This is a genomic window from Streptococcus sp. CM6, from assembly GCF_000526095.1.
GTDB lineage: Bacteria > Bacillota > Bacilli > Lactobacillales > Streptococcaceae > Streptococcus > Streptococcus oralis_BW.
This window is the reverse complement of the sequence record NZ_JATS01000002.1, coordinates 1-26,009: the sequence shown is the minus strand read 5'-3', so window position 1 is coordinate 26,009 and position 26,009 is coordinate 1. Positions and strand designations below refer to the sequence as shown.

Genomic DNA, 26,009 nt, shown 5'->3' with positions numbered 1-26,009 from the left:
CCTAGCTTTTGGTTCAAAGTAGAGAAAGGAATATCATGGCAAATCATTTCCGTACGGATCGTGTGGGCATGGAAATCAAGCGTGAAGTCAATGAGATTTTGCAAAAGAAAGTCCGTGATCCGCGTGTCCAAGGTGTGACCATTACAGATGTTCAGATGCTGGGTGACTTGTCTGTTGCCAAGGTTTACTACACCATTTTGAGTAACCTTGCTTCGGATAATCAAAAAGCTCAAATCGGGCTTGAAAAAGCAACTGGTACGATCAAACGTGAACTTGGTCGCAATTTGAAATTGTACAAAATCCCAGATTTAACCTTCGTCAAAGACGAATCCATCGAATATGGAAACAAGATTGACGAGATGCTACGCAATCTGGATAAGAACTAAGAAAGAGGGGACACCCTCTTTTTTGGTGGAGAAATGGCAATAAAAAATACTGGAGAATCTTTCTAGAGTAAAAAATTATTAAAAAGCTTTATAAAGCTTAGCTTGTATGATAGTATAGAAATTGGAAAGAGTGAGATGAAATGATTTCTTATCAATAACTAGCTAGTCTGGTATAGCAATCAGCTAGAAACTGCAGTTAGACGAGGGAAGGTAATATGGGGTTCATTAAAATCCTAGCCAAGACCTTCGGGAATTACTTTTTGTGATGCAAAGCGTCAAAGTCCTGAAGAACATGAAGAAAGATGACAATGCTCTAGTAGGTTTCGGGAAAGTACTGCTTGCTGACAAGCTGATGGATGTAGCCCAGTGGCTCGCAAAACCAGAGGATAAGGAATAACTTGAAATGAAAGAAACTAGTAGGAACTTCACTACTAGTTTTTTAATCTCTTCCCATATGGTATAATATAAGCAGTAAAATCATTTTATACTCAATGAAAATCAAAGAGCAAACTAGGAAGCTAGCCGCAGGCTGTACTTGAGTACGGTAAGGCGACGCTGACGTGGTTTGAAGAGATTTTCGAAGAGTATTAGAACATACATGGAGGTCGTCATGGACAATATCATCGATGTGTCAATTCCCGTTGCAGAAGTGGTGGACAAGCATCCAGAAGTCTTGGAAATCCTAGTGGAGCTGGGTTTTAAACCACTTGCTAATCCCTTGATGCGCAACACAGTCGGTCGCAAAGTATCGCTGAAGCAGGGTTCTAAACTTGAAGGAACGCCTATGGACAAGATTGTCCGCACGCTAGAAGCGAACGGCTATGAAGTGATTGGATTAGACTAATGGCAGATGAACGGATTCATATCCTACGGGATATTTTGTTAGAATTGCATAATGGCGCCTCTCCTGAGTCGGTTCAGGAGCGTTTTGATGCGACCTTTACAGGTGTGTCAGCCATCGAGATTTCCCTCATGGAGCACGAGCTGATGAACTCAGACTCAGGTGTCACCTTTGAAGATGTCATGGAACTCTGCGATGTCCATGCTAATCTTTTTAAAAATGCTGTTAAGGGCGTCGAAGTGGAGGATACTGAACACCCTGGCCACCCAGTTCGCGTCTTCAAGGATGAAAATCTGGCTCTCCGTGCTGCCTTGATTCGCATTCGGAGATTGTTGGACACCTATGAGTCTATGGAAGACGAGGAAATGCTGGCAGAGATGCGTAAGGGTTTGGTTCGTCAAATGGGGCTGTTGGGCCAATTTGATATTCACTATCAGCGCAAGGAAGAGCTCTTCTTTCCCATCATGGAGCGCTATGGACACGATTCACCTCCTAAGGTTATGTGGGGAGTGGATGACCAGATCCGAGAACTCTTTCAAACAGCTTTAACGACAGCCAAGTCACTACCTGAAGTATCGATTAGCAGTGTAAAAGAAGATTTTGAAGCTTTTGCGACAGAGTTTGAAAGTATGATTTTCAAGGAAGAGTCCATCCTCCTCATGATTCTCCTTGAGTCTTTCACCCAGGATGACTGGATTCAGATTGCGGAGGAGAGCGATGCCTACGGCTATGCCATCATCCGTCCGTCAGAGAAATGGGTGCCAGAGCGCCAGAGTTTCGTTGAGGAAAAGAGTGCAGAGGAGCCCGTGCAACTAGACACGGCTGAAGGTCAAGTTCAGCAAGTTATCGATACACCAGAAGGCCAGTTCACCATTACCTTTACCCCTAAGGAAAAGGAAGCAGTGCTGGACCGCCATAGCCAACAGGCTTTTGGCAATGGCTATCTCTCAGTCGAGCAGGCCAACCTCATCCTCAATCACCTCCCTATGGAGATCACTTTTGTTAATAAGGACGATATTTTTCAGTATTACAATGACAATGCGCCAGCTGATGAGATGATTTTCAAACGGACACCGTCCCAAGTCGGGCGCAATGTCGAATTATGTCATCCTCCAAAATATTTGGAGAAAGTCAAAGCCATCATGCAAGGTCTTCGTGAAGGGCTCAAGGACAAGTATGAAATGTGGTTCAAGTCAGAGTCGCGAGGCAAGTTTATCCACATTACCTACGCTGCAGTACACGATGAGAACGGGGAATTCCAAGGAGTGTTGGAGTATGTTCAGGATATCCAACCCTACCGAGAGATTGATACGGACTATTTCCGTGGATTAGAATAAGGAGAATCAATGAGTTACGAACAGGAATTTATGAAGGAATTTGAAGCATGGGTCAATACCCAGATCATGATCAACGACATGGCGCATAAGGAAAGTCAAAAAGTCTACGAAGAAGACCAAGACGAACGTGCCAAAGATGCCATGATTCGCTACGAAAGCCGCTTGGATGCTTATCAGTTCTTGCTTGGTAAGTTTGAAAATTTCAAGGCAGGTAAGGGATTTCATGATTTGCCAGAGGGCTTGTTTGGCGAGAGAAACTATTAATCGTTGCAAATCAAAAAGTGCGTATGAACGCACTTTTTCTGTTTATACGTGATGTATGTGTTTGGTAATCCATTGTTCCATTTTGATATGCAATCAGAATGAATAGATGCCCAAAGTGATGATGGTGAGCAAGAACCACTTGATCCAGCTCCCGAATAATTGAGAACCTGTTCCGTCAAAATAGAGGCGACGTCCATCGATGACAGTGTGTTGGACTTTCCAGTTTTGCATCATACAAACTGCCCAAGGCGTAGCGATTCCAATAGTAAAGCCTATGATGATCATGGCTAGGATAGCATATCTAACCTAGCTCAAAAGACCACCATCAAAGTAACTTTCATTATTCATATTGTTCTCCTTATCAGCTTTTTATGTGAATTAATCTTGCACATTACTGCATATTTTATCAAGAAGTTGAATCATTGTCGAATTAGATTGAAAGAAAAAACGGCTAGATTTTTAAGAACAATCTCGTTTCCTTTCTTGATTTTTTTCCAAAATCTTGATAGAATATCTTTATTAAATCCTTGTCAAAACAGGGATTTTTTATTGAAAGGATTTTATCATGTCAAAGAAACTCCAACGGAAAAAACAATTGCGAAACAGCCTTCGCCGTTCAGGTGCATTTTCAACTACAGTGACCAAGGTTGTCGAAGAAACAAAAAAAGTTGTGAAGCATGCAGAAAAATCTGCTAGTGAAGCGGGAAAAGTTGTCTCTAAAAAAGTGGAACAAGCAGTAGAAACAACTAAAGAGCAAGCTCAAAAAGTTACAAGCTCTGTAGAAGAATTCGCAGCCAACCTAGGTGGACTTTCAGTCGACCGTGCCAAGACTTTCTACGATGAAGGAATCAAGTCTGCTGCTGATTTCAAAAATTGGACTGAAAAAGAACTCCTTGCCTTGAAAGGAATCGGCCCAGCTACCATTAAGAAATTAAAAGAAAACGGCATCAAGTTCAAGTAATCTTTCTTGCCCCTTGCATTTCCGTCAAAAACTTGTTAAAATAAAGCCATTAGAGGTGTTTTGAGTCCCACATTTTACAGAAAGTGGCGGTGTTGAGAAGTCCACAAATGTGTCGAAACTGGTTGCTAATGGATGAAAAATTGAAATAAAAGTGTCTTTTTGTTTTAAAGACGAGAGTTGCGGGCAACTGCCCGAAATTGGGTGGTACCGCGGATAAACACATTCGTCCCTGTCATGTAGATGGCAGGGCTTTTCTTTTTTTGCGTCTTAGTCAAAGGAGGTTGTTATGAAGCAATCTTTTAAAACAAGTAAACTCTACTATGGCTTTCCTATCTTCATTTTGGGGTATCAGGATCAGAATTTTGGGCACAATATTACGACCTGTAGCTCCTCTTATAGCTTGGGAGATTGGCTAGTCATAGGTGTTGGTGCTGAGGAAAATGCGGCTGAGCAAATCAAGCAATATCAACGGTTCACGGTGAACATACCTGATGAAAACCTCATGCTCGAAATGGAGCAGGCTGGTTTTATTAGCCATCGAGAAAAGTTGGGACACTTGGGGCTAGACTATGAGATTTCTGAACAGACTCAGGCACCGATTTTAAAGGCCTGTCCAGTCGTATTGGACTGTCAGGTAGATAGGATTATCGAGAAAGACGGCATCTGCCATATCTTTGCCAAGATTTTCGAGCGACTTGCTGATTCTGATTTGCTAGATGACAAGGGGCATTTAAAAAATGACCGTTTTACTCCAACTTACTTTATGGGAGACGGCCACCAGCGCGTTTATCGTTATTTAGATGATCGTGTCGACCCTATGGGGAACTTCATCAAGAAAGCGAGGAAGAAGGATGGCAAGAGCAACATTACCTGAACGAATTGAAACAGAGCGCCTCATCTTACGAGTCCGAACAGTGGCTGATGTTGTTGATATCTTTGACTATGCCAGTAGGGCAGAAGTTTCCTACCCAGCAGGCTTTCCGCCCGTCAAGACCTTAGAAGATGAGATTTATTATCTGGAGCACATTCTTCCCGAGCGCAATGAAAAGGACAATTTCCCAGCTGGTTACGGCATAGTGGTTAAAGGGACCGATACTATCATCGGCTCTGTTGATTTCAACCATCGACACGAAGACGATGTGCTGGAAATTGGCTATACCTTGCACCCAGACTATTGGGGTCTAGGTTATGTTCCAGAGGCGGCACGTGCCTTGATTGACCTAGCTTTTAAAGAACTTGATATTCACAAGATTGAACTGACTTGCTTTGGGTATAACCTTCAAAGTCAACGAGTTGCAGAGAAGCTTGGCTTTACCCTCGAAGCTCGCATAAGAGACCGCAAAGATGCCCAAGGAAATCGCTGTGACAGTCTGATATATGGCTTGCTGAGGAGTGAGTGGGAAATTTAGTAATGAAAAGAGATGAATAATGGCAAAAAAAGAAGTAAATACTGATTTATGGGTTCATGAACTTTTAAAAGAAGCAGGAATCCGTGAAAATTTTGATGCGCAGGGAAGTAATGTTAAAGAGATTAATGAAGCACTGAAGACTGCTTCGAAAAAAGGGACTGGAAATTCAGGCTTCCCAGAATACGTTGGAATTGTTAAAGACTTCTTAATCATTATTGAAGATAAACCTGGATTATCAAAACATATCAATTATACAGATGATGATTTAATTGCTGATGATGTCAAATCAAATACAGACTATGCAGTAAACGGAGCGGTCTTTTATGCCAAACATTTAGCGGATAAGGTTAGTTACAAAAAAATCATTGCTGTTGGAATTAGTGGCAATGAAAAAAAACATCGCATTACTCCTGTTTTTGTAAATGAACGTGGTGAATATTTTGAACTTGCGGATATTGAGACCCTTATTTCCTTTTCAATAGATAATATTGATGAGTATTACGTAAAAGAGATTCTTCAAGAAGAAACCAATTTTGAAAAAGAAACTGCTGAAATTTTAAAAGATGCCGCGACTTTACACAATGATTTGAGAAATTACGGCAATATTGAGGAAAAGAACAAACCTCTGATTGTTTCAGGAATTCTGTTAGCATTGAGAGAAACGGAGCATGGAAATTTCTCTCTGGAAAGTTTAACTGGAGATACTGTAAAAACAGATGGCTCAAAGATTTATACTGCCATTAAGTCTAACCTTCAGCGCGCTAATGTGTCTCCTGAAGTAAAAAAAGATAAACTACTTAGTCAGTTTGCTATCATCAGAGACGATGTGAAAATTAATGAAAAAAATGCTAATCTAGGTAAAACACCTATCAAACATTTCACAGAATTTCTTTATAAGAGTATTTATCAAAGTTTAAGATATAACAGTTCTGCTGAAGATTATCTAGGTCGTTTTTACGGAGAATTCATGTCTTACTCTGGAGGAGATGGCCAGAACTTAGGCATTGTTTTAACACCAAAGCATATCACGGAACTATTTTGTGATTTGGTTGATTTGAAACCGACGGATAAGGTTTTTGATCCGACTTGCGGTACAGCAGGCTTCCTAATCGCTGCTATGCATGATATGTTAACAAAAGCAGAAAATGATTCTCAACGTGACCAAATTCGGAAACATCAACTATTCGGAATCGAGGAGCAATCTTATATGTTTACAATTGCTACGACGAATATGATATTGCGGGGTGATGGGAAAAGCAACCTTGAAAACCAAGACTTTCTACGCCAAAATCCTAGTAAGCTTCAGCTAAAACAATGCAACGTTGGTATGATGAATCCGCCATATTCAATGGGTTCGACAGCCAATACAGATCTGTATGAAATCAACTTTACAGAACACCTGTTAAATTCTTTAGTTGAAGGTGCTAAGGCGGTTGTCATCGTTCCTCAGTCCACCTTTACAGGGAAGACCAAGTTTGAAAAAGAAACTAAACAAAATATTTTAAAACACCATACTTTAGAAGGTGTTATTACACTTAATAAAAATACCTTTTATGGCGTGGGAACAAACCCTTGTATTGCAGTATTTACAGCTGGTATACCGCATCGTCCGGAAAAAGAATGCAAATTTATCAACTTTGAAAATGATGGTTTTGAAGTCTCTAAACACATCGGTCTAGTTGAAACAGCTACGGCTAAAGATAAAAAACAACACTTGCTTGATGTCTGGTTTGATCGCACTGAAGCAGAAACTAAGTTCTGTGTTCAAACAACGATTGAAGCTGATGATGAGTGGCTCCACTCTTTCTATTACTTTAATGATGAAATTCCTTCTGAGGAAGATTTTCAAAAGACCATTGCAGATTACCTCACTTTTGAAGTCAATATGATCACTCATGGTCGAGGTTATCTTTTCGGAATAGAAGAAAAAGAGAATTATCAAGAAAATACCGATATTGAGGAACTTCCGATGGTAGCGGAAAAAGGTGACGATTATGAATGAAATTTCTAATTTTGTCCTATATACGACACCTAATGGTGATGTTAATTTAGATATTCTATTACAAGATGAAAATCTTTGGTTGACACAAAAAGGGATTTCTGAGTTATTCGGAGTTTCTAAATCAACGGTTAGTCACCATTTATCAAATATTTATAGTGATGGCGAGTTAGACAAGCTGGCAACTGTTCGAAAATTTCGAACAGTTCAAAAAGAGGGTAGTAGAGCGGTTCAGCGCGAATTGGAGTATTACAATCTTGATGCCATTATATCAGTTGGTTATCGCGTCAATTCAACAAAGGCGACACAATTTCGAATTTGGGCAACTAATACTTTAAAAGAATTTATTATTAAGGGGTTCGTACTTGATGATGAGCGTCTTAAACAGGGACAAACGGTCTTTGGTCAAGATTACTTCCGTGAACTCTTAGAGCGAATCCGTTCCATCCGTGCCAGTGAACGCCGTATTTATCAGCAAATAACCGATATTTTTGCGGAATGCGCTATTGACTACGATAGAAATTCTGAAATCACTAAGAATTTCTATGCCATGGTGCAGAACAAGTTTCATTTTGCTATTACAGGTAATACCGCTGCTGAGATCATTTATCATAAGGCAGACGCTGATAAGAAACAAATGGGATTAACGACTTGGAAGAATGCACCAGATGGCCGAGTACTGAAATCGGATGTAACAGTTGCTAAGAATTATTTGCAAGAAAGCGAAATCCGTCAGCTAGAGCGTACCGTAACCTCTTACTTCGACTATATTGAAGGTTTGGTTGAACGCCGTAATACCTTTACCATGCAATCTTTGGCGGAAAGTATTGACCGCTTCCTTTCTTTTAATGAATATGAAATTCTAGAAGGAAAAGGATCTATTTCTAAAAAACAGGCAGACGAGAAAGCCAGTCAAGAATATGAGAAGTTCAACCGTACCCAGAAAATCGTATCGGATTTTGACAAGCAAATCAAAAAACTAATGGCAGGTGACAAAGATGAGTAAGTTAAAATTGACGGATGTGGAGTGGGGAGAGTTTAAAGTAAAAGATATTTTTGAAGTAACTAATTCAAAACCTTACCATAAAAATAATCTTAAAATCACTAAAAAGGGTATACCATATATTACAAGAACATCTTTTAACAATGGCTTAGAGGAAATAGTTGAAAATATAAATGTTCATAAAAATCCTAAAAATACTATAAGTCTCGGAGCTGAAAATGCAGATTTCTTTTACCAGTCAGTGGAGTATATTACTGGAAATAAAATGTATATTATCCAAAATGATAATATTTCCAAAAACGTAGGGATATTTTTGGTTCAATCTTTTAGAAATAGTATAAAAGACTGTGGTTTTGGATATGGAAAAGGTCTGACAGGAACTAGATTCAAAGAAAGAATCGTAATTTTGCCGATGGATTCCCAAGGTCAGCCTAACTGGCAGTTCATGGAAGATTACATCAAGCAGGAACAGAAGCAACAAGTTCAGAAAATCATTGATTATTATGAGCGTAAATTGGTTGAGCTAGCTGGAGATGTGGCAGGACTAGACAAGGTAGAATGGAAAACATTTCGTTTCACTGAAGTTTTTCAAGAAATTCAAAGAGGAAAACGTCTGACAAAAGCTAATCAGACAGATGGTCCTAAACCTTATATTTCCTCAACTTCCGAAAACAATGGTGTAGATGCCTTTATTGGAAATGAAACAGGGGTTCGGAAATTTGAAGATGTCCTCACTCTTGCCAATAGCGGAAGTGTCGGTTCCACTTTTTATCAGCAATTTGAGTTTGTGGCTAGTGATCACGTAACAGCTTTAAAGTCTGAAAATGCGGACAAATACGCTTATCTATTTTTATCTACCGTTGTTAAACGCTTAGAAGAAAAATATTCTTTTAACAGAGAAATTAACGACACCCGTATAAAAAGAGAAAAAGTCATTCTTCCAGCTGATAAAGAAGGTAACCCTAATTTCCAATATATGTCTGACTTTGTGAAAAAATTAGAACTGGATAAAGCCCAAGAAGTGCTCGAATATATATATATATATATCAGAGTGAAGAACATTCTTGAAGAAAAAGTTTGTGAAATTTCTTGGAAAGATTTCTGGATTGAGGATATTTGTGAGATTAAATCAGGCGTTCGTTTGACAAAAGCAAATCAAGAAATTGGATTGAGACCATTTGTAGGTGCTAGCGATAGTGATAATGGAGTTACAGCTTTTGTATCTAATACAAATAAAAGTCTTGATGCAAATGTACTCGGTGTAAATTACAATGGTAGTGTTGTTGAAAATTTCTATCATCCCTACGAAGCCATTTTTTCTGATGATGTCAAACGTTTGAAATGGAAGGACGAGATATACGGAAACAAATATACCTACCTTTTCTTGAAACAAATGATTTTGTCGCAAAAAATCAAGTATGCCTATGGTTATAAATTCAATGGCGAACGCATGAAACGTCAAAAGATTATGTTGCCAGTTACTAAAACTGGATTGCCAGATTATGACTATATGACTTCTTATATGAAAAAACAAGAATTAGAACAAATTTTTAAGATATTGAACTACTTAAACAAGGAGAACACACATGTCTAAAGAACTTTCACCTAAATACAATCCAGCCGAGGTTGAGGCTGGTCGTTACCAAAAATGGCTTGATGCGGATGTTTTCAAGCCTTCAGGCGATCAAAAGGCTAAGCCTTATTCCATCGTTATTCCACCACCAAACGTAACTGGGAAACTCCACCTTGGTCACGCTTGGGATACAACTTTGCAGGATATCATCATTCGTCAAAAACGGATGCAAGGCTTTGACACGCTTTGGCTACCAGGAATGGACCACGCGGGTATCGCAACTCAAGCTAAGGTTGAGGAGCGCTTGCGTGGAGAGGGCATTAGCCGTTATGACCTCGGTCGTGAGAAATTCCTCGAGAAAGTCTGGGAATGGAAAGACGAGTATGCGACGACCATCAAGGAACAATGGGGCAAGATGGGACTCTCTGTAGACTACTCTCGCGAACGGTTCACTCTTGACGAAGGCTTGTCAAAAGCCGTCCGCAAGGTTTTTGTCGAACTTTACAAGAAAGGCTGGATCTACCGTGGTGAGTTTATCATCAACTGGGACCCAGCAGCTCGCACAGCACTGTCTGATATCGAGGTTATCCATAAGGATGTCGAAGGTGCTTTCTACCACATGAACTACATGCTGGAAGATGGCTCACGCGCCCTTGAAGTTGCGACAACTCGTCCTGAGACCATGTTTGGGGACGTTGCTGTTGCGGTCAATCCAGAAGATCCACGCTACAAGGACCTAATTGGTCAAAACGTCATCCTTCCAATCGCTAACAAACTCATCCCAATCGTTGGGGACGAACACGCAGATCCTGAGTTTGGTACTGGTGTCGTGAAAATCACACCAGCCCACGATCCAAACGACTTCTTAGTTGGTCAACGCCACAACTTGCCACAAGTTAACGTTATGAACGACGACGGTACTATGAATGAGCTTGCCTTTGAATTTGCGGGTATGGACCGTTTTGAAGCTCGTAAGGCAGTCGTTGCCAAGTTGGAGGAAATCGGTGCCCTTGTTAAAATCGAAAAACGTGTACACAGTGTTGGTCACTCAGAGCGTACAGGTGTAGTAGTTGAACCACGCTTGTCAACTCAGTGGTTCGTCAAGATGGACCAATTGGCTAAAAATGCCATTGCCAACCAAGACACAGAGGACAAGGTAGAATTCTATCCACCTCGTTTCAACGATACCTTCCTCCAATGGATGGAAAATGTCCACGACTGGGTAATTTCTCGTCAGCTCTGGTGGGGTCACCAAATCCCTGCTTGGTACAATGCTGAAGGTGAAATGTACGTCGGCGAAGAAGCTCCAGAAGGCGACGGATGGACTCAGGACGAAGACGTCTTGGATACTTGGTTCAGCTCTGCCCTTTGGCCTTTCTCAACTATGGGCTGGCCGGATGTCGACTCAGAAGACTTTAAACGTTATTATCCAACATCAACCTTGGTGACTGGTTATGATATTATCCCATTCTGGGTATCTCGGATGATTTTCCAAGGGTTGGAATTTACTGGCAAGTCGCCATTCAAAAATGCCTTGATTCACGGTCTCATTCGTGACGAGCAAGGACGCAAGATGTCTAAGTCTCTCGGTAACGGGATTGATCCAATGGATGTTATTGATAAGTACGGAACAGATAGCCTGCGTTGGTTCCTATCAAACGGTTCTGCACCAGGACAAGACGTCCGCTTCTCTTACGAGAAAATGGATGCTTCATGGAACTTCATTAACAAGATCTGGAACATCTCTCGCTACATCCTCATGAACAATGAAGGCTTGACCCTCGAGCAAGCAACGGCCAATGTCGAAAAAGTGGTTAACAAGGAAGCTGGAAATGTCACTGACCGTTGGATTCTTCACAACCTCAATGAAACTATCGGTAAAGTCACTGAAAACTTTGACAAGTTTGAATTTGGTGTCGCTGGGCACATCCTCTACAACTTCATCTGGGATGAGTTTGCGGACTGGTACGTTGAATTGACCAAGGAAGTCCTTTATAGCGATAACGAAGAAGAAAAAGTCATCACACGTTCTGTTCTCCTTTATACTTTGGACAAGATCCTTCGTCTCCTCCACCCAATCATGCCATTCGTGACAGAGGAAATCTTTGGGCAAATCTCAGAAGGCTCTATCGTTACAGCAGAATACCCAACTGTCAACCCAGCCTTTGAAGACCTTGCGGCTCACACTGGTGTGGAAAGCCTCAAAGACTTGATCCGTGCTGTTCGGAATGCGCGTGCGGAAGTAAACGTAGCACCAAGCAAGCCAATCACCATCCTTGTTAAGACAAGCGACAGCGACTTGGAAGCCTTCTTTAACAGCAATGTCAACTATATCAAACGTTTCACAAATCCAGAACACTTGGAAATCGCTTCAAACATCCCTGCACCTGAACTGGCTATGTCAAGCGTCATCACAGGAGCAGAAATCTACCTGCCACTGGCAGACCTCCTCAATGTCGAAGAAGAACTGGCTCGTCTCGACAAAGAACTGGCTAAATGGCAAAAAGAACTGGATATGGTCGGCAAGAAGCTCTCTAACGAACGCTTCGTAGCCAATGCCAAACCAGAAGTCGTTCAAAAAGAACGCGACAAACAAGCCGACTACCAAGCGAAATACGATGCGACTGTCGCACGTATTGATGAGATGAAGAAGTTGGTGAAATAAACTATAAACCTCGGCAATTTGCTGAGGTTTTTGGTATAATTAAAACATCACTAATAATGAGGTTTTAGTATGACTATAAAAGTATATTCCATTGATGAAGTTATTGAAGAGCGGACACTCGATCAAGAAAAGGTAAAAAACATCCGAAAGTTGTTTAATTTTTTGATAGGTGATCAAAGATCTCATCTGGCCGTAAAGTGTATTTTACCTCCTGAAAAACAAACAAACACTTCAGTATTGTTTGAATTTAAAAATCATAGTCCTAAAGACAATTTTGATTTTAAAAAATTTGCTGATAAATTATTGTCAGCAGAAACGAATGAGGATGGGAAAAGAAATAAAACGATTAGAACAGGTATACTGTTTATTGAGCAAATTGGTAGTCATATTAAGTTGATAAAGTTAGAATCGACGAATGCAATTGATCCTGAAACATTTGCTATTAGACAAGATTTAGGATTAGATAATAGTTACTACAAGATTTGTATTTTTGAGAATAATTTTGATAATGTAACCATTATTGATAAAAGTAATACTGCGGCTAAATTTTGGTATAATAAATTTTTGGATTTAAAACTTTTTAGAGATAGTGATACTAATACTGACACATTGATTAAATTTATTAATAATAACTTATTATTTTCTGAAGAAGTTATAAATAGAGAAAACTATGAAGAAGTTAAAGAGTTATCATTAGAATATATTTTTGAAAGTATTTCTTTTGACAAGGTTGAACTAACTAATAAATTAGTTCAAAATAATTTGTTGGATACAAATGATGAAACTGAGATTTTTTCTGAAAGATCATTGGATTTAGATTCAGAATTTGATATATCTAAGAAAATGATTGTTAAACATTTTAAAAAATCTTTACAAATATCTGATATAACGAGTATTTATACGGATAATATTATTGAGATGAAAGATAGGCAAGAAGTAGAATATAATGGAGATACAGGTAAGTTAGAGTTGGATATTCAAGATAGGTATCGCTCTCAAGTTTTACAAAATCTTGGTATAGACGAATGACTAATATAGTAAAAAAATGGCAAAATACTGTTGCGATTATAGATTTAAATTCTCCTTTACAGCAAATTTTTGAATCAAATCAGATTGGTGTCCATAAGCATGATGGCCACTATATCTACAATGATAGAAATACTTGGATTTTTGAAGAAGAGTTTATAGATACACCAAGTCATAATTTACAACAAATTTTTGATAAATTATGCATTAAAGATTATGATAATATACAATGCTTTGATTCGACAACTAATACATTTAATGTGGTTACTGTATCTGATGCTGAAGACTACTTGAAAATTATTAGTTTGAATATTATTCGTGGTGTAGGATATGAAAAGTTAAAAATTTCGTTAGAACTTTTGTCCGAAGGAAAATATAGTTCTAAAAGTGATCGGGTACGCCATCTTATAAACATATATGTATTATTTCTTTTAGCTAATCGAACAAAGAGACAACAAAATAGACTTGAATTTACTTTTGAAGGAGATTTAGATTCTTTTGTCTTTGAAACTGAATTTGGAAAAGGAAATTTTACTGATGGGTTATTAGAAATTTATGAATGGATTGTTAATGAACAAGAATATAGTGAAGCTTATAAAGTAAAGTTGCAGATTGTTCGAAGTTTAATTCTAAAACAAAAAAAACTCGATGAATTGGACTTAATTAAAAATCAAGCAGAATCTATTTTTAATAGAATCGTTAGTGGAAAAACAGACCATTATTTCGAACTTCAAAATAATTTAAAAGATGACTTTATAAAAATTTCGACTATGATTAGTGAATCTAATTCACGTTTAAATACGAAATTATTTGGTTGGTTAACGGCTTTTTCTTTGATTATTTTTGATTTTATAAAAAAGAGTGATGGTCAAAGTATATTTGGAAGAATTGTTTGTTCAACTTCAGAAAAAACTAATGTATTGTTATTACTTTTGATTATGGCTTTGTTAATCATCATGATAATGTTTAATTTAGATATTAGAAATATTAGAAAACAATATCAATGTTTAAAAGATCTTTATGTGAATCAAATGTTTATTTCTAAGGAAGAATTTAACAAATTCATCAAGAAGCCATTGTATCGTAACATGTATAACTTATTATTACTAAGCTTGTTAATTATACTTGTTATAAGATTGTTAATCCCTATGAAATATGGTTGTTTTCAATACAGTTTAATATAGAGTTTCCTTTTTAATATATTTTAGAAAGTAGCTTACCACATGAAAATTCAGTCAATTCATGCCCGTACACCCCTCCATCGCTCCTATCGGCTGGGTAGCAAAGAAATAAAAAGTCCTGTCACTTTCTCCCATTTAACCTTTGACTATTCCGCAAAATTATCGTACAATAAAGAGTACATGATAAAATGAGGTCAGAGTCTGTTCACTCTGGCGATAGTAGTAAAAATGAGGAGAAACGCTTTGGAATTAGAAGTATTTGCTGGGCAAGAAAAAAGTGAACTATCTATGATTGAGGTAGCGCGTGCTATCTTGGAACTTCGTGGTCGCGATCATGAGATGCATTTTAGCGATCTTGTAAACGAAATTCAAAACTACCTTGGAACATCAAACAGCGATATCCGCGAAGCTTTGCCTTTGTTCTACACAGAGTTGAACTTTGACGGCAGCTTCATCTCACTTGGAGACAACAAATGGGGGCTTCGTTCATGGTATGGTGTAGACGAAATTGACGAAGAAATCATCGCTCTTGAAGAAAGTGACGACGATGAAGTAGCACCAAAAGCTAAGAAAAAACGCGTCAATGCCTTTATGGATGGAGATTCAGATGCCATTGACTACAATGCGGATGATCCAGAAGATGAAGATGCATACGAAGCTGATCCAGCTCTTTCATATGATGATGAAAATCCAGATGATGAGAAAAATGAAGTGGAAGCTTACGATGCAGAAATCAACGAAATCGCTCCTGATGACTTGGGTGAAGATGTGGATCTTAACGAAGAAGACGACGAGTTTTCTGACGATGACGCTGAGACGAGTGAAGAAGAGTAAAAGACTTCACAGAGGAGATTGCCTGATCTCCTTTTTTTGTTGCTTGGACAAAGTAGTTGAGCGATACATCCGTTTGGATGCGGATCTTTGGTTGGTTTTCTGAAAACAATCTCCTTTTTTCATCTTTTACCAATTCGGGTTGACAAATGATCTGCTTTGAGGTATTATATTGTTCGGGCACCTCTTTTAGAGGTCGGGGCTCCCTAGTTACTAGGGAGCTATTTTTGTTTTTTCAGGAAGTTTTCTTGAAAAGTCGTTATTCATAAGGGTCTTGTTTTCTATGTCCCCTCGTAGTTAACAAGACCTTGAGCATTTTAGAAAGAGGAATCTATGTCTACGAAATATATTTTTGTAACTGGTGGTGTGGTATCGTCTATTGGGAAAGGGATTGTGGCAGCAAGTCTGGGCCGTCTATTGAAAAATCGAGGTCTCAAAGTAACCATTCAAAAATTTGACCCTTATATCAATATCGATCCGGGAACCATGAGTCCTTACCAGCATGGGGAAGTCTTTGTGACAGATGATGGGGCTGAGACAGATTTGGACTTGGGTCACTATGAACGTTTCATCGATATCAATCTCAACAAATATTCCAACGTGACAACTGGTAAAATCTACAGTGAAGTTCTTCGTAAGGAACGCCGTGGCGAATACCTTGGCGCAACTGTTCAAGTCATTCCTCATATCACAGATGCTTTGAAAGAAAAAATCAAGCGTGCCGCTGTTACGACCGACTCGGATGTCATTATCACAGAGGTTGGTGGAACAGTTGGGGATATCGAGTCCTTGCCATTCCTAGAGGCCCTTCGTCAGATGAAGGCAGATGTGGGGGCAGATAACGTCATGTACATCCATACAACCTTACTTCCTTATCTCAAGGCTGCTGGTGAGATGAAGACCAAGCCAACTCAACATTCTGTAAAAGAATTGCGTGGATTGGGAATCCAGCCAAATATGTTGGTCATTCGTACAGAAAAGCCAGCTGGTCAAGAAATTAAAAACAAACTAGCTCAGTTCTGTGACGTGGCACCAGAAGCTGTTATCGAGTCTTTGAATGTCGAACACCTTTACCAAATTCCATTAAACTTGCAGGCGCAAGGCATGGACCAAATTGTTTGTGACCATTTGAAATTAGATGCACCAGTAGCGGATATGACAGAGTGGTCAGCTATGGTGGATAAGGTCATGAACCTCAAGAAACAAGTTAGAATTTCCCTTGTCGGTAAGTATGTGGAGCTGCAAGATGCTTACATCTCAGTGGTCGAAGCCTTGAAACACTCTGGGTATGCCAACGACGCAGAAGTGAAGATTAATTGGATAAATGCCAATGATGTGACAGCAGAGAATGTAGCAGAACTCTTGTCTGATGCGGACGGGGTCATCGTACCAGGCGGTTTTGGCCAACGTGGTACGGAAGGGAAAATTCAAGCCATACGTTATGCGCGTGAGAATGATATTCCAATGTTGGGAGTCTGCTTGGGAATGCAGTTGACTTGTATCGAGTTTGCTCGTAACGTTTTAGGTCTTGAAGGGGCTAATTCTGCTGAACTTGCACCAGAAACAAAATACCCTATCATCGATATCATGCGTGACCAGGTTGATGTTGAAGATATGGGTGGAACCCTTCGCTTAGGACTTTATCCGTCTAAGTTGAAACGTGGCTCTAAGGCAGCAGCTGCTTATCACAATCAAGAAGTGGTGCAACGCCGTCACCGTCACCGTTATGAGTTTAACAACGCCTTTCGTGAACAGTTTGAGGCAGCAGGTTTTGTCTTTTCAGGAGTTTCTCCAGACAATCGTTTGGTCGAAATTGTGGAAATTCCTGAAAATAAATTCTTTGTAGCTTGTCAGTATCACCCTGAACTTTCAAGTCGTCCGAACCGTCCAGAAGAACTCTACACTGCCTTTGTCACTGCAGCAGTTGAAAATAGTAACTAGTTATCTTCTAATCTCTGAGAGCAATCTCAGAGGTTTTTTAATTCATTCAGGAACTCAGGCGCTTGGCAATAAGAATTAGACTCACTGATGGAAGAGATTTTCCTTGCTCCTATACGGCTTCCCTATTTGTCCTAGAGCCCTTTTTGTGTTACAATGAATGGTATGAAAGCTAAGAAATTATGGATGACTGGCTTGACTGTGGCTGGTCTAAGTGCCCTTGCTTTAGGGGCTAAAAAAGCAGCAGATAACCACAAACTGATGAAGACGCAAGAAGAGTTGACCGCTATCGTGCGCGAACTTTTCTCAGATATGGGTGAGATCGCGACTCTCTATGTTCAAGTCTACGAAAGTAGTCTAGAGCGACTCGTCGGAGGGGTCATTTTTGAGGATGGTCGTCACTATACTTTTGTCTATGAAAATGAAGATCTGGTATATGAGGAGGAAGTCTTATGATTACTCCCAATAGTATAGAAGAGCTTGCAGGTTTTGTCGAGCAAGATGGCAAGAAGGTTTTCCTTTTTGTGGCGGACTGGTGTGGCGATTGTCGTTATATCTATCCTGCCTTGCCAGAAATTGAGGAAACCAATCCAGAGTTCACCTTTATTCGAGTGGACCGAGACCAGTATCTGGATCTGGCCAAACTCTGGGATGTGTACGGGATCCCTAGCCTTGTTGTGCTAGAAAAGGACAAGGAAATCGGTCGTTTTGTCAATCGTGACCGTAAAAGCAAGCAACAAATTAACGACTTTTTAGCAGGACTGAAATAGGAGAGAAAGGAAACAATGATTTTTACATATAATAAAGAGCATGTCGGCGATGTCCTTATGATCATCGTGAAAAATAGCGGCGATACCAAGTTGGACGTGGAGCGCAAAGGCAATATTGCCCGTGTTTTCATCAAAGAAAATGGAGAAACAGTAGCTTGGAATATTTTCGAAGTTTCAAGTTTGTTTGAAATTGCAGAGCGTGGTCAAGTCTTTTTAACAGATGAGCAAGTAGAATGTTTGAACCAAGAATTGCAGGCGGAAGGCTTTGCAGAAGAAATTGTCAATGACAAAGAACCTAAGTTTGTTGTCGGTGAAATTGTCGAGATGGTAGCTCATCCTGATAGTGACCACCTCAACATCTGTCAAGTGGCCGTCGCAAGTGACAAGACAGTGCAAATCGTTGCAGGGGCTCCCAATGCGCGTGTTGGGTTGAAAACCATTGTAGCTCTTCCTGGAGCTATGATGCCAAAAGGCAATCTCATTTTCCCAGGCGAACTTCGCGGTGAAAAGAGTTTTGGCATGATGTGTAGCCCTCGTGAGTTGCATCTACCAAATGCTCCGCAAAAACGTGGGGTTATTGAATTATCAGAAGACCAAGTTGTCGGAACTCCATTTGATCCAGCCAAACACTGGACTGCCTAGGAAGTTGTCAGTATCTGATAGACCAGATAGAGGGATAAGATGGCGAAAAATGTAGTGATTACAGGAGCGACCTCAGGAATCGGTGAAGCGATTGCGCGTGCTTATCTGGAGCAGGGGGAGAATGTCGTTCTGACAGGGCGACGGACAGACAGACTAGAGGCCCTCAAGTCAGAGTTTGCAGAAACTTTTCCAAATCAAACCGTTTGGACTTTTCCACTGAATGTCACGGATATGACCATGGTCAAGACTGTCTGCTCCGATATTTTGGAAACGATAGGACAGATTGATATATTGGTCAATAATGCTGGACTAGCTCTTGGCTTGGCTCCCTACCAAGACTATGAAGAATTGGATATGCTGACCATGTTGGATACCAATGTCAAGGGGTTGATGGCAGTCACTCGCTGTTTCTTACCAGCAATGGTAAAAGCCAATCAAGGACATATTATCAACATGGGATCAACCGCAGGAATCTATGCCTATGCGGGTGCAGCAGTTTATTCAGCCACCAAGGCAGCAGTTAAGACTTTTTCAGATGGACTGCGAATTGATACCATCGCAACGGACATCAAGGTGACCACCATTCAGCCAGGAATTGTCGAAACAGATTTCTCTACAGTTCGTTTTCATGGTGATAAAGAGCGGGCTGCGACCGTCTATCAGGGGATCGAAGCCTTGCAGGCACAAGACATCGCAGACACTGTTGTCTATGTGACCAGTCAACCCCGTCGTGTGCAGATTACAGATATGACCATTATGGCCAATCAACAGGCTACAGGTTTCATGGTTCATAAAAAATAAAAAATTTCTTCGAAAAGTTACAAATTTTTGTAACTTTTTTTGATTCCTTACGAATAGATAAGTAGGAGGAAGAAAATATGTATAATAAAGTTATTCTTATTGGACGTTTAACGTCTACACCAGAATTGCACAAAACCAACAATGACAAGTCAGTAGCGCGAGCAACTATTGCTGTGAACCGTCGTTACAAAGACCAAAATGGGGAACGCGAAGCTGATTTTGTTAATCTTGTTCTTTGGGGGAAATTGGCTGAAACCTTGGCAAGCTACGCAACTAAAGGTAGTCTTATCTCTGTGGATGGAGAACTTCGTACCCGTCGCTTTGAGAAAAATGGCCAGATGAACTATGTGACTGAAGTCCTTGCCACAGGATTCCAACTTTTGGAAAGCCGCGCTCAACGTGCTATGCGTGAAAATAATGCAGGACAGGATTTGGCAGATTTGGTCTTGGAAGAGGAAGAATTGCCATTTTAATACTCTTCGAAAATCTCTTCAAACCCCGTCAGCTTCACCTTGCCGTAGGTATAGGTAACTGACTTCGTCAGTTCTATCTACAACCTCAAAGCAGTGCTTTGAGCAACCGGCGGCTAGCTTCCTAGTTTGCTCTTTGATTTTCATTGAGTATAAACATTGAAAAGTCTGAGTTGGTCTCAGGCTTTTTATCTTGCCAAAGTCAGACTTTTTTCTTGACTATTTCTGACCAAGTGATACAATAGAACTATAAATTAGCACTCAGTCATAAAGAGTGCTAATAATATGTAGTTTATCATGGAGGAAAGCAGATGTTGAAACCATTAGGAGACCGTGTGGTCTTGAAAATCGAAGAAAAAGAACAAACTGTTGGAGGCTTTGTCCTTGCAGGCTCAGCCCAAGAAAAAACAAAAACAGCCCAAGTTGTAGCTACTGGACAAGGTGTTCGTACCTTGAACGGTGACTTGGTTGCTCCAAGCGTTAAGCCTGGGGATCGTGTCTTAGTTGAAGCTCATGCAGGTATTGATGTCAAAGATGGCGATGAAAAGTACATCATCGTTGGAGAAGCCAATATCTTGGCAATCATTGAAGAATAGAAGGAGAAAGTAAGTATGTCAAAAGAAATTAAATTTTCATCTGATGCTCGTTCAGCTATGGTCCGTGGTGTTGATATCCTAGCAGATACTGTTAAAGTAACCTTAGGACCAAAAGGTCGGAATGTCGTTCTTGAAAAATCATTTGGCTCACCATTGATTACCAATGACGGTGTGACCATTGCCAAAGAAATCGAATTGGAAGACCATTTTGAAAATATGGGTGCCAAATTGGTATCAGAAGTAGCTTCAAAAACCAATGATATCGCAGGTGACGGAACGACAACTGCAACAGTCTTGACTCAAGCTATCGTCCGCGAAGGAATCAAAAACGTCACTGCGGGTGCCAACCCAATCGGTATCCGTCGTGGGATTGAAGCAGCAGTTGCCGCAGCTGTAGAAGCCTTGAAAAACAATGCCATTCCAGTTGCTAATAAAGAAGCCATCGCTCAAGTTGCTGCCGTATCTTCTCGTTCTGAGAAAGTCGGCGAATACATCTCTGAAGCTATGGAAAAAGTTGGCAAAGATGGAGTCATCACCATTGAAGAGTCACGTGGTATGGAAACGGAACTTGAAGTCGTGGAAGGAATGCAGTTTGACCGTGGTTACCTTTCACAGTACATGGTGACAGATAGCGAAAAAATGGTGGCTGACCTTGAAAATCCATACATTTTGATTACCGACAAGAAGATCTCAAATATCCAAGAAATCTTGCCACTTCTAGAAAGCATTCTCCAAAGCAATCGTCCACTCTTGATTATTGCGGATGATGTAGATGGTGAAGCTCTTCCGACTCTTGTATTGAACAAGATTCGTGGAACCTTCAATGTCGTAGCTGTCAAAGCACCTGGCTTTGGTGACCGTCGTAAGGCTATGTTAGAAGACATCGCTATCTTGACAGGCGGAACAGTCATCACAGAAGATCTTGGTCTTGAATTGAAAGATGCGACAATTGAGGCGCTTGGTCAAGCAGCTAGAGTAACTGTGGACAAAGATAGCACTGTTATCGTAGAAGGTGCTGGAAATCCTGAAGCTATTTCTCACCGTGTTGCAGTTATCAAGTCTCAAATTGAAACTACAACATCTGAATTTGACCGCGAAAAATTGCAAGAACGCTTGGCAAAATTGTCAGGTGGTGTCGCAGTGATCAAGGTCGGTGCTGCAACTGAAACTGAGTTGAAAGAAATGAAACTCCGCATTGAAGATGCCCTCAACGCTACTCGTGCAGCTGTTGAAGAAGGAATCGTTGCTGGTGGCGGAACAGCTCTTGTAAATGTTATTCCAGCCGTAGCTGATTTGGAATTGACAGGAGATGAAGCGACAGGACGCAATATTGTTCTCCGCGCCTTGGAAGAACCTGTTCGTCAAATCGCTCACAATGCGGGATTCGAAGGTTCTATTGTTATTGACCGCTTGAAGAATGCTGAAGTTGGTACAGGCTTCAACGCAGCAACTGGCGAATGGGTCAACATGATTGAAGAGGGAATCATTGACCCAGTTAAAGTGAGCCGTTCAGCTCTTCAAAATGCAGCATCTGTAGCTAGCTTGATTTTGACAACAGAAGCAGTCGTAGCCAATAAACCGGAACCAGCAGCCCCAGCTCCAGCAATGGATCCAAGCATGATGGGCGGGATGATGTAAAAGTAACTTATAAAAAACACAAAAGAAGGGAATACATATCCCTTCTTTTTATGATAATCACTTCTAAATTGGATTGAGCTCTCCTAACTTATATGATAAAATAAGACTAGAAAAAGGAGAAGAACATGATCGATGTAGAAGAAATTCTGAGCAAGATGAATCCCAATCAGAAGATTAATTATGACCGTGTCATGCAGAAAATGGTTCAGGTTTGGGAAAAAAATGAGGAACGTCCCACTATTCTCATGCATGTTTGCTGTGCTCCTTGTAGTACCTACACCCTAGAATACCTGACCAAATACGCGGATGTGACCATCTATTTTGCCAATTCCAATATCCATCCCAAGGCAGAATACCACAAGCGAGCTTACGTCACCAAGAAATTTGTTAATGATTTCAATGAGCGAACAGGAAATACGGTCCAGTACCTAGAAGCGCCTTATGAACCCAATGAATACCGGAAGTTAGTCAGAGGACTGGAAGAAGAACCCGAAGGTGGCGATCGTTGCAAGGTTTGTTTTGATTACCGTTTGGATAAAACAGCACAGGTAGCTATGGACTTGGGCTTTGACTACTTTGGTTCAGCTTTGACCATCAGTCCCCATAAGAACTCTCAAACCATCAACAGCATCGGAATCGATGTGCAAAAGATTTACACCACCCACTATCTTCCAAGTGATTTCAAGAAAAATCAAGGCTATAAGCGCTCGGTGGAGATGTGCGAGGAGTATGATATCTATCGTCAATGTTATTGTGGATGCGTCTATGCGGCTCAAGCTCAGAACATTGACCTTGTTCAGGTTAAGAAGGATGCCACGGCTTTCTTGTTGGATAAGGATGTTGAAAAAGACTATTCCCACATCAAGTTTACTGTGACTAAATTAGATATATAGAAATCAACCCAGCCGAAAAGCTGGGTTTTTCAAATAAAAAAACCAGGGCTCTCACCCCGGCTTGACAACTTTACCGATTCTTTAGTTCTATGTAGCGTTTGTACCAAATGTTGACATAGGCCTCTGAGAAAGGACCGCGTCCATTGTTGATCCAATCAACAAGGATTTTAACATGCTCTTTCAAAATATAGTCTAAATCATCAGAATACTTCATTTTGCGTTTATGGCGCTCATACTCTTCAACGTCCAAGAGACGCTTTTCACCATCAGTGAAGACCTTGACATCCAAATCATAGTCAATGTATTTCAGGGCTTCTTCATCTAGATAGTAGGGGCTGGCCATATTGCAATAGTAGGAAATCCCATTATCACGAATCATGGCAATGATATTAAACCAATATTTTTTGTGAAAGTAAACAATAGCCGGTTCTCGAGTCACCCAACGACGACCGTCACTTTCGGTAACAAGTGTGTGGTCGTTGACGCCGATAATGGCGTTCTCTGTTGTTTTTAGTACCATGGTGTCTCGCCAAGTACGGTGAAGACTCCCATCATGCTTATAACTTTGAATTGTAATAAAGTCGCCTTCTTTTGGAAGTTTCATAACTAACCAACTTTCTACAATTTATAAGTTTATCGTCTACTATTATATCATAAATTGGTCTAATTTTTTTGAATTTTACCTGAAAATGTTAAAGATATTCTCTGAGAGCGCTGGCTATATCCGAAAAATCATAGCCTTTTCTAGCTAAAACTTGGGTTAAACGCTGTTTAAGTTCGTATCCTTCATACTTTCGAGCATACTTAGCATATTGTTTGTCTAGCTCTTTAAAAATGAGTTCTTGAGTCGTTTCTTGGCCGACTTGACTATCCAAGTCATCAAAAGCATTTTTAGCATCAGAATAGGAGAAGCCTTTGTTCGTCAAGCTTTGAATGATCTTATCCTGCAAGGCACGAGCGGGAAGCTTTCCCATGTATTTTTTAAGAAGTTTCTCCGCCACACGTTGAGCAACCTCTGAAAAATCAAAATCCTTTAAAACCTCTTCAATCGTTGATTTGACAATCCCTTTTTGAGACAGTTTTTGAGCTAGCACATAAGGTCCCTTATCTCCAGAAAGTTGATTTGCGTTGATAATAGAGTAGACATACTGACGATCATTTATCCAGTTGTCTTCTTTAAGGTTAGCGATAACCTGACTAGTGATTGTTTCATCAATATCATACTTTTTCAGATACTCTCTCACTTCCTTTTCAGTACGAGCCTTGAAGGATAAATGGTAGAGAGCGAGGTTCTTACCATAAGAAAACTGAGCAAAGCCCTGTATCTTGGTCAGTTCCTCTTTGCTAATGACCTTATCTCGAGACAGCATAAAACGGACAATAGTATCTTCCGTGATATAAGAGGTTTGCTGATGATCTAGCTCCATCAGGTAGAGGCGTTTTTTCTTTTCAAGTTTTGTGATTTTCATAGTTCTATTATACCTTAAAATGTGATAAGATAGGGGTATGAATCTGAAAGTCAAACAAAAAATACCTTTAAAAATCAAGCGGATGGGTATCAATGGTGAGGGAATCGGTTTCTACCAGAAAACCCTCGTTTTTGTGCCTGGCGCCCTCAAAGGAGAAGATATCTATTGTCAGATTACTTCTATTAAACGTAACTTCGTTGAAGCCAAATTGCTAAAGGTTAATAAGAAGTCTAAATTTCGAGTCGTGCCAGCTTGTACCATTTATAATGAATGTGGTGGTTGCCAAATCATGCACCTCCACTATGATAAACAGTTAGAGTTTAAAACGGATCTGCTCCATCAAGCCCTGAAAAAATTTGCTCCTGCAGGATATGAAAACTATGAAATCCGTCCAACTATCGGAATGCAGGAACCAAAGTACTACCGTGCTAAGCTTCAATTCCAGACTCGAAAATTTAAAAATCAGGTCAAGGCAGGTTTGTATGCGCAAAACTCTCATTACCTCGTAGAGTTGAAAGACTGCTTGGTGCAAGATAAGGAAACCCAAGTGATAGCGAATCGCCTAGCTGAGCTTCTGACTTACCACCAAATTCCAATTACAGATGAGAGAAAAATACTAGGCGTTCGCACCATCATGGTACGCAGAGCAAGAAAAACGGGGCAAGTTCAGATTATCATTGTCACGAATCGCCAGCTTAATTTGAATCAACTAGTCAAAGACCTAGTTAAAGATTTTCCAGAAGTTGTCACGGTTGCTGTCAATACAAATACAGCAAAAACAAGTGAAATCTATGGTGAAAAGACGGAAATTATCTGGGGCCAAGAGAGTATTCAAGAAGGAGTGCTTGACTATGAGTTTTCTCTCTCGCCCCGAGCTTTTTATCAGCTTAATCCTGAGCAGACAGAAATTCTCTATAGTGAAGCAGTTAAGGCTCTGGATGTCAGCAAAGAAGACCATCTGATTGATGCGTATTGTGGTGTTGGTACGATTGGATTTGCCTTCGCAAATAAGGTTAAGAGTCTCAGAGGAATGGATATTATTCCAGAAGCCATTGAAGATGCTAAGCGAAATGCTAAAAAAATGGGATTTGACAATACCCATTACGAAGCGGGAACAGCAGAAGAGATTATTCCACGCTGGTATCAAGAAGGCTACCGAGCAGATGCCTTGATAGTCGATCCTCCTCGTATAGGCTTAGATGATAAGCTGTTGGATACCATCCTGACCTATGTCCCAGAAAAAATGGTCTATGTTTCTTGCAATGTTTCGACCTTGGCGCGAGATTTAGTTAAACTGGTAAAAGTCTACGATCTCC

At 40.2% G+C, this 26,009-nt stretch carries 27 protein-coding genes and 1 pseudogene; 25 read left to right on the top strand and 3 right to left on the bottom strand.

The window, feature by feature from the left end:
* Positions 1-35: 35 nt before the first annotated feature.
* From rbfA to HMPREF1516_RS00415, 5 genes and pseudogenes are all read left to right on the top strand, one after another.
* On the top strand, positions 36-386 hold the full coding sequence (gene rbfA / locus HMPREF1516_RS00435; protein ID WP_001273601.1) for a 30S ribosome-binding factor RbfA: 351 nt from the start codon (positions 36-38) through the stop codon (positions 384-386).
* Between the two features lie 215 nt (positions 387-601).
* Positions 602-783: pseudogene (locus tag HMPREF1516_RS09975) on the top strand (hypothetical protein).
* Between the two features lie 213 nt (positions 784-996).
* Positions 997-1,230, top strand: coding sequence for a DUF1858 domain-containing protein (locus HMPREF1516_RS00425; RefSeq protein WP_000368739.1), 234 nt, complete (start codon positions 997-999; stop codon positions 1,228-1,230).
* Complete coding sequence (locus tag HMPREF1516_RS00420; RefSeq protein WP_033605559.1) at positions 1,230-2,564, top strand: DUF438 domain-containing protein; 1,335 nt, start codon at positions 1,230-1,232, stop codon at positions 2,562-2,564. Before HMPREF1516_RS00425 ends, HMPREF1516_RS00420 begins: the two co-directional genes overlap by 1 nt.
* A gap of 9 nt (positions 2,565-2,573) precedes the next feature.
* Positions 2,574-2,828 carry a DUF1912 family protein gene (locus tag HMPREF1516_RS00415; protein ID WP_000119707.1) on the top strand — a complete coding sequence of 85 codons (255 nt, stop codon included), beginning with the start codon at positions 2,574-2,576 and terminating at the stop codon, positions 2,826-2,828.
* Between the two features lie 93 nt (positions 2,829-2,921).
* Here HMPREF1516_RS00415 and HMPREF1516_RS00410 read toward each other — a convergent pair whose 3' ends face one another.
* On the bottom strand, positions 2,922-3,113 hold the full coding sequence (locus HMPREF1516_RS00410; RefSeq protein ID WP_232216672.1) for a DUF898 domain-containing protein: 192 nt from the start codon (positions 3,111-3,113) through the stop codon (positions 2,922-2,924).
* 280 nt (positions 3,114-3,393) lie between these two features.
* Between HMPREF1516_RS00410 and HMPREF1516_RS00405 the strand changes: the two genes are divergently transcribed.
* The 19 genes from HMPREF1516_RS00405 (at position 3,394) to HMPREF1516_RS00310 (ending at position 23,224) form a co-directional block, all read left to right on the top strand.
* Entirely contained in the window at positions 3,394-3,789 is a 396-nt protein-coding gene (locus HMPREF1516_RS00405; protein ID WP_033605558.1) for a helix-hairpin-helix domain-containing protein, read from the top strand.
* Between the two features lie 286 nt (positions 3,790-4,075).
* The gene (locus tag HMPREF1516_RS00400; RefSeq protein ID WP_033605557.1) at positions 4,076-4,663 is read left to right on the top strand and encodes a flavin reductase family protein; all 588 of its coding nucleotides are present in this window, start codon (positions 4,076-4,078) and stop codon (positions 4,661-4,663) included.
* Positions 4,641-5,198, top strand: coding sequence for a GNAT family N-acetyltransferase (locus tag HMPREF1516_RS00395; protein WP_033605556.1), 558 nt, complete (start codon positions 4,641-4,643; stop codon positions 5,196-5,198). Before HMPREF1516_RS00400 ends, HMPREF1516_RS00395 begins: the two co-directional genes overlap by 23 nt.
* A gap of 19 nt (positions 5,199-5,217) precedes the next feature.
* Positions 5,218-7,200 (top strand): HsdM family class I SAM-dependent methyltransferase, encoded by a 1,983-nt coding sequence (locus HMPREF1516_RS00390; RefSeq protein WP_033605555.1) that lies wholly within the window; start codon positions 5,218-5,220, stop codon positions 7,198-7,200.
* Positions 7,193-8,203: a RhuM family protein gene (gene rhuM, locus HMPREF1516_RS00385; protein WP_033605554.1), complete on the top strand. Its 1,011-nt coding sequence runs from the start codon at positions 7,193-7,195 to the stop codon at positions 8,201-8,203. Before HMPREF1516_RS00390 ends, rhuM begins: the two co-directional genes overlap by 8 nt.
* A complete protein-coding gene (locus HMPREF1516_RS00380) occupies positions 8,196-9,794 on the top strand; it encodes a restriction endonuclease subunit S (protein ID WP_033605553.1) in 1,599 nt (532 codons plus the stop codon). Before rhuM ends, HMPREF1516_RS00380 begins: the two co-directional genes overlap by 8 nt.
* Positions 9,787-12,438 (top strand): valine--tRNA ligase, encoded by a 2,652-nt coding sequence (locus tag HMPREF1516_RS00375; protein ID WP_033605552.1) that lies wholly within the window; start codon positions 9,787-9,789, stop codon positions 12,436-12,438. The genes HMPREF1516_RS00380 and HMPREF1516_RS00375 overlap by 8 nt, the downstream gene beginning before the upstream one ends.
* 69 nt (positions 12,439-12,507) lie before the next feature.
* A complete protein-coding gene (locus HMPREF1516_RS00370) occupies positions 12,508-13,467 on the top strand; it encodes a hypothetical protein (RefSeq protein ID WP_033605551.1) in 960 nt (319 codons plus the stop codon).
* Positions 13,464-14,648 (top strand): hypothetical protein, encoded by a 1,185-nt coding sequence (locus HMPREF1516_RS00365; RefSeq protein WP_033605550.1) that lies wholly within the window; start codon positions 13,464-13,466, stop codon positions 14,646-14,648. Before HMPREF1516_RS00370 ends, HMPREF1516_RS00365 begins: the two co-directional genes overlap by 4 nt.
* Before the next feature lie 240 nt (positions 14,649-14,888).
* Positions 14,889-15,479 (top strand): DNA-directed RNA polymerase subunit delta, encoded by a 591-nt coding sequence (rpoE, locus tag HMPREF1516_RS00360; protein ID WP_000418415.1) that lies wholly within the window; start codon positions 14,889-14,891, stop codon positions 15,477-15,479.
* Between the two features lie 330 nt (positions 15,480-15,809).
* Positions 15,810-17,417 carry a CTP synthase gene (locus HMPREF1516_RS00355; RefSeq protein WP_033605549.1) on the top strand — a complete coding sequence of 536 codons (1,608 nt, stop codon included), beginning with the start codon at positions 15,810-15,812 and terminating at the stop codon, positions 17,415-17,417.
* 153 nt (positions 17,418-17,570) lie between these two features.
* Positions 17,571-17,870, top strand: coding sequence for a DUF4651 domain-containing protein (locus HMPREF1516_RS00350; RefSeq protein WP_002875970.1), 300 nt, complete (start codon positions 17,571-17,573; stop codon positions 17,868-17,870).
* Positions 17,867-18,184 carry a thioredoxin family protein gene (locus HMPREF1516_RS00345; protein ID WP_033583674.1) on the top strand — a complete coding sequence of 106 codons (318 nt, stop codon included), beginning with the start codon at positions 17,867-17,869 and terminating at the stop codon, positions 18,182-18,184. Before HMPREF1516_RS00350 ends, HMPREF1516_RS00345 begins: the two co-directional genes overlap by 4 nt.
* A 15-nt stretch (positions 18,185-18,199) precedes the next feature.
* Positions 18,200-18,826, top strand: coding sequence for a YtpR family tRNA-binding protein (gene ytpR / locus HMPREF1516_RS00340; RefSeq protein WP_033605548.1), 627 nt, complete (start codon positions 18,200-18,202; stop codon positions 18,824-18,826).
* A 39-nt stretch (positions 18,827-18,865) separates the two neighbouring features.
* On the top strand, positions 18,866-19,627 hold the full coding sequence (locus HMPREF1516_RS00335; RefSeq protein ID WP_033605547.1) for an SDR family NAD(P)-dependent oxidoreductase: 762 nt from the start codon (positions 18,866-18,868) through the stop codon (positions 19,625-19,627).
* Between the two features lie 77 nt (positions 19,628-19,704).
* On the top strand, positions 19,705-20,100 hold the full coding sequence (locus HMPREF1516_RS00330; RefSeq protein ID WP_000282436.1) for a single-stranded DNA-binding protein: 396 nt from the start codon (positions 19,705-19,707) through the stop codon (positions 20,098-20,100).
* Positions 20,101-20,408: 308 nt separating this feature from the next.
* The gene (groES, locus tag HMPREF1516_RS00320) at positions 20,409-20,693 is read left to right on the top strand and encodes a co-chaperone GroES (RefSeq protein ID WP_000917326.1); all 285 of its coding nucleotides are present in this window, start codon (positions 20,409-20,411) and stop codon (positions 20,691-20,693) included.
* Positions 20,694-20,708: 15 nt separating this feature from the next.
* The gene (groL, locus tag HMPREF1516_RS00315) at positions 20,709-22,331 is read left to right on the top strand and encodes a chaperonin GroEL (protein WP_000031559.1); all 1,623 of its coding nucleotides are present in this window, start codon (positions 20,709-20,711) and stop codon (positions 22,329-22,331) included.
* A 125-nt stretch (positions 22,332-22,456) separates the two neighbouring features.
* The gene (locus tag HMPREF1516_RS00310) at positions 22,457-23,224 is read left to right on the top strand and encodes an epoxyqueuosine reductase QueH (protein ID WP_000567558.1); all 768 of its coding nucleotides are present in this window, start codon (positions 22,457-22,459) and stop codon (positions 23,222-23,224) included.
* A gap of 70 nt (positions 23,225-23,294) precedes the next feature.
* Here the strand turns inward: HMPREF1516_RS00310 and ntdP are convergent, their stop codons facing one another.
* Together ntdP and recX are read right to left on the bottom strand one after the other, a co-directional pair.
* A complete protein-coding gene (gene ntdP, locus HMPREF1516_RS00305) occupies positions 23,295-23,828 on the bottom strand; it encodes a nucleoside tri-diphosphate phosphatase (protein ID WP_000775318.1) in 534 nt (177 codons plus the stop codon).
* Between the two features lie 88 nt (positions 23,829-23,916).
* Positions 23,917-24,693, bottom strand: a complete 777-nt coding sequence (recX, locus tag HMPREF1516_RS00300) for a recombination regulator RecX (RefSeq protein WP_000705078.1) — start codon at positions 24,691-24,693, stop codon at positions 23,917-23,919.
* Positions 24,694-24,730: 37 nt separating this feature from the next.
* On the opposite strand from recX, the gene rlmD reads away from it, so the two are divergent.
* The coding region (rlmD, locus tag HMPREF1516_RS00295; RefSeq protein ID WP_033605545.1) for a 23S rRNA (uracil(1939)-C(5))-methyltransferase RlmD at positions 24,731-26,009 on the top strand (1,279 nt) is incomplete at its 3' end.

Excerpts from the sequence above, each read along its gene's own strand:
- rbfA (WP_001273601.1), top strand. The coding sequence starts at position 36 with ATGGCAAATCATTTCCGTACGGATCGTGTGGGCATGGAAATCAAGCGT.
- HMPREF1516_RS00425 (WP_000368739.1), top strand. The coding sequence starts at position 997 with ATGGACAATATCATCGATGTGTCAATTCCCGTTGCAGAAGTGGTGGAC.
- HMPREF1516_RS00420 (WP_033605559.1), top strand. The coding sequence starts at position 1,230 with ATGGCAGATGAACGGATTCATATCCTACGGGATATTTTGTTAGAATTG.
- HMPREF1516_RS00415 (WP_000119707.1), top strand. The coding sequence starts at position 2,574 with ATGAGTTACGAACAGGAATTTATGAAGGAATTTGAAGCATGGGTCAAT.
- HMPREF1516_RS00410 (WP_232216672.1), bottom strand. The coding sequence starts at position 3,113 with ATGATCATCATAGGCTTTACTATTGGAATCGCTACGCCTTGGGCAGTT.
- HMPREF1516_RS00405 (WP_033605558.1), top strand. The coding sequence starts at position 3,394 with ATGTCAAAGAAACTCCAACGGAAAAAACAATTGCGAAACAGCCTTCGC.
- HMPREF1516_RS00400 (WP_033605557.1), top strand. The coding sequence starts at position 4,076 with ATGAAGCAATCTTTTAAAACAAGTAAACTCTACTATGGCTTTCCTATC.
- HMPREF1516_RS00395 (WP_033605556.1), top strand. The coding sequence starts at position 4,641 with ATGGCAAGAGCAACATTACCTGAACGAATTGAAACAGAGCGCCTCATC.
- HMPREF1516_RS00390 (WP_033605555.1), top strand. The coding sequence starts at position 5,218 with ATGGCAAAAAAAGAAGTAAATACTGATTTATGGGTTCATGAACTTTTA.
- rhuM (WP_033605554.1), top strand. The coding sequence starts at position 7,193 with ATGAATGAAATTTCTAATTTTGTCCTATATACGACACCTAATGGTGAT.
- HMPREF1516_RS00380 (WP_033605553.1), top strand. The coding sequence starts at position 8,196 with ATGAGTAAGTTAAAATTGACGGATGTGGAGTGGGGAGAGTTTAAAGTA.
- HMPREF1516_RS00375 (WP_033605552.1), top strand. The coding sequence starts at position 9,787 with ATGTCTAAAGAACTTTCACCTAAATACAATCCAGCCGAGGTTGAGGCT.
- HMPREF1516_RS00370 (WP_033605551.1), top strand. The coding sequence starts at position 12,508 with ATGACTATAAAAGTATATTCCATTGATGAAGTTATTGAAGAGCGGACA.
- HMPREF1516_RS00365 (WP_033605550.1), top strand. The coding sequence starts at position 13,464 with ATGACTAATATAGTAAAAAAATGGCAAAATACTGTTGCGATTATAGAT.
- HMPREF1516_RS00355 (WP_033605549.1), top strand. The coding sequence starts at position 15,810 with ATGTCTACGAAATATATTTTTGTAACTGGTGGTGTGGTATCGTCTATT.
- HMPREF1516_RS00350 (WP_002875970.1), top strand. The coding sequence starts at position 17,571 with ATGAATGGTATGAAAGCTAAGAAATTATGGATGACTGGCTTGACTGTG.
- HMPREF1516_RS00345 (WP_033583674.1), top strand. The coding sequence starts at position 17,867 with ATGATTACTCCCAATAGTATAGAAGAGCTTGCAGGTTTTGTCGAGCAA.
- ytpR (WP_033605548.1), top strand. The coding sequence starts at position 18,200 with ATGATTTTTACATATAATAAAGAGCATGTCGGCGATGTCCTTATGATC.
- HMPREF1516_RS00335 (WP_033605547.1), top strand. The coding sequence starts at position 18,866 with ATGGCGAAAAATGTAGTGATTACAGGAGCGACCTCAGGAATCGGTGAA.
- HMPREF1516_RS00330 (WP_000282436.1), top strand. The coding sequence starts at position 19,705 with ATGTATAATAAAGTTATTCTTATTGGACGTTTAACGTCTACACCAGAA.
- groES (WP_000917326.1), top strand. The coding sequence starts at position 20,409 with ATGTTGAAACCATTAGGAGACCGTGTGGTCTTGAAAATCGAAGAAAAA.
- groL (WP_000031559.1), top strand. The coding sequence starts at position 20,709 with ATGTCAAAAGAAATTAAATTTTCATCTGATGCTCGTTCAGCTATGGTC.
- HMPREF1516_RS00310 (WP_000567558.1), top strand. The coding sequence starts at position 22,457 with ATGATCGATGTAGAAGAAATTCTGAGCAAGATGAATCCCAATCAGAAG.
- ntdP (WP_000775318.1), bottom strand. The coding sequence starts at position 23,828 with ATGAAACTTCCAAAAGAAGGCGACTTTATTACAATTCAAAGTTATAAG.
- recX (WP_000705078.1), bottom strand. The coding sequence starts at position 24,693 with ATGAAAATCACAAAACTTGAAAAGAAAAAACGCCTCTACCTGATGGAG.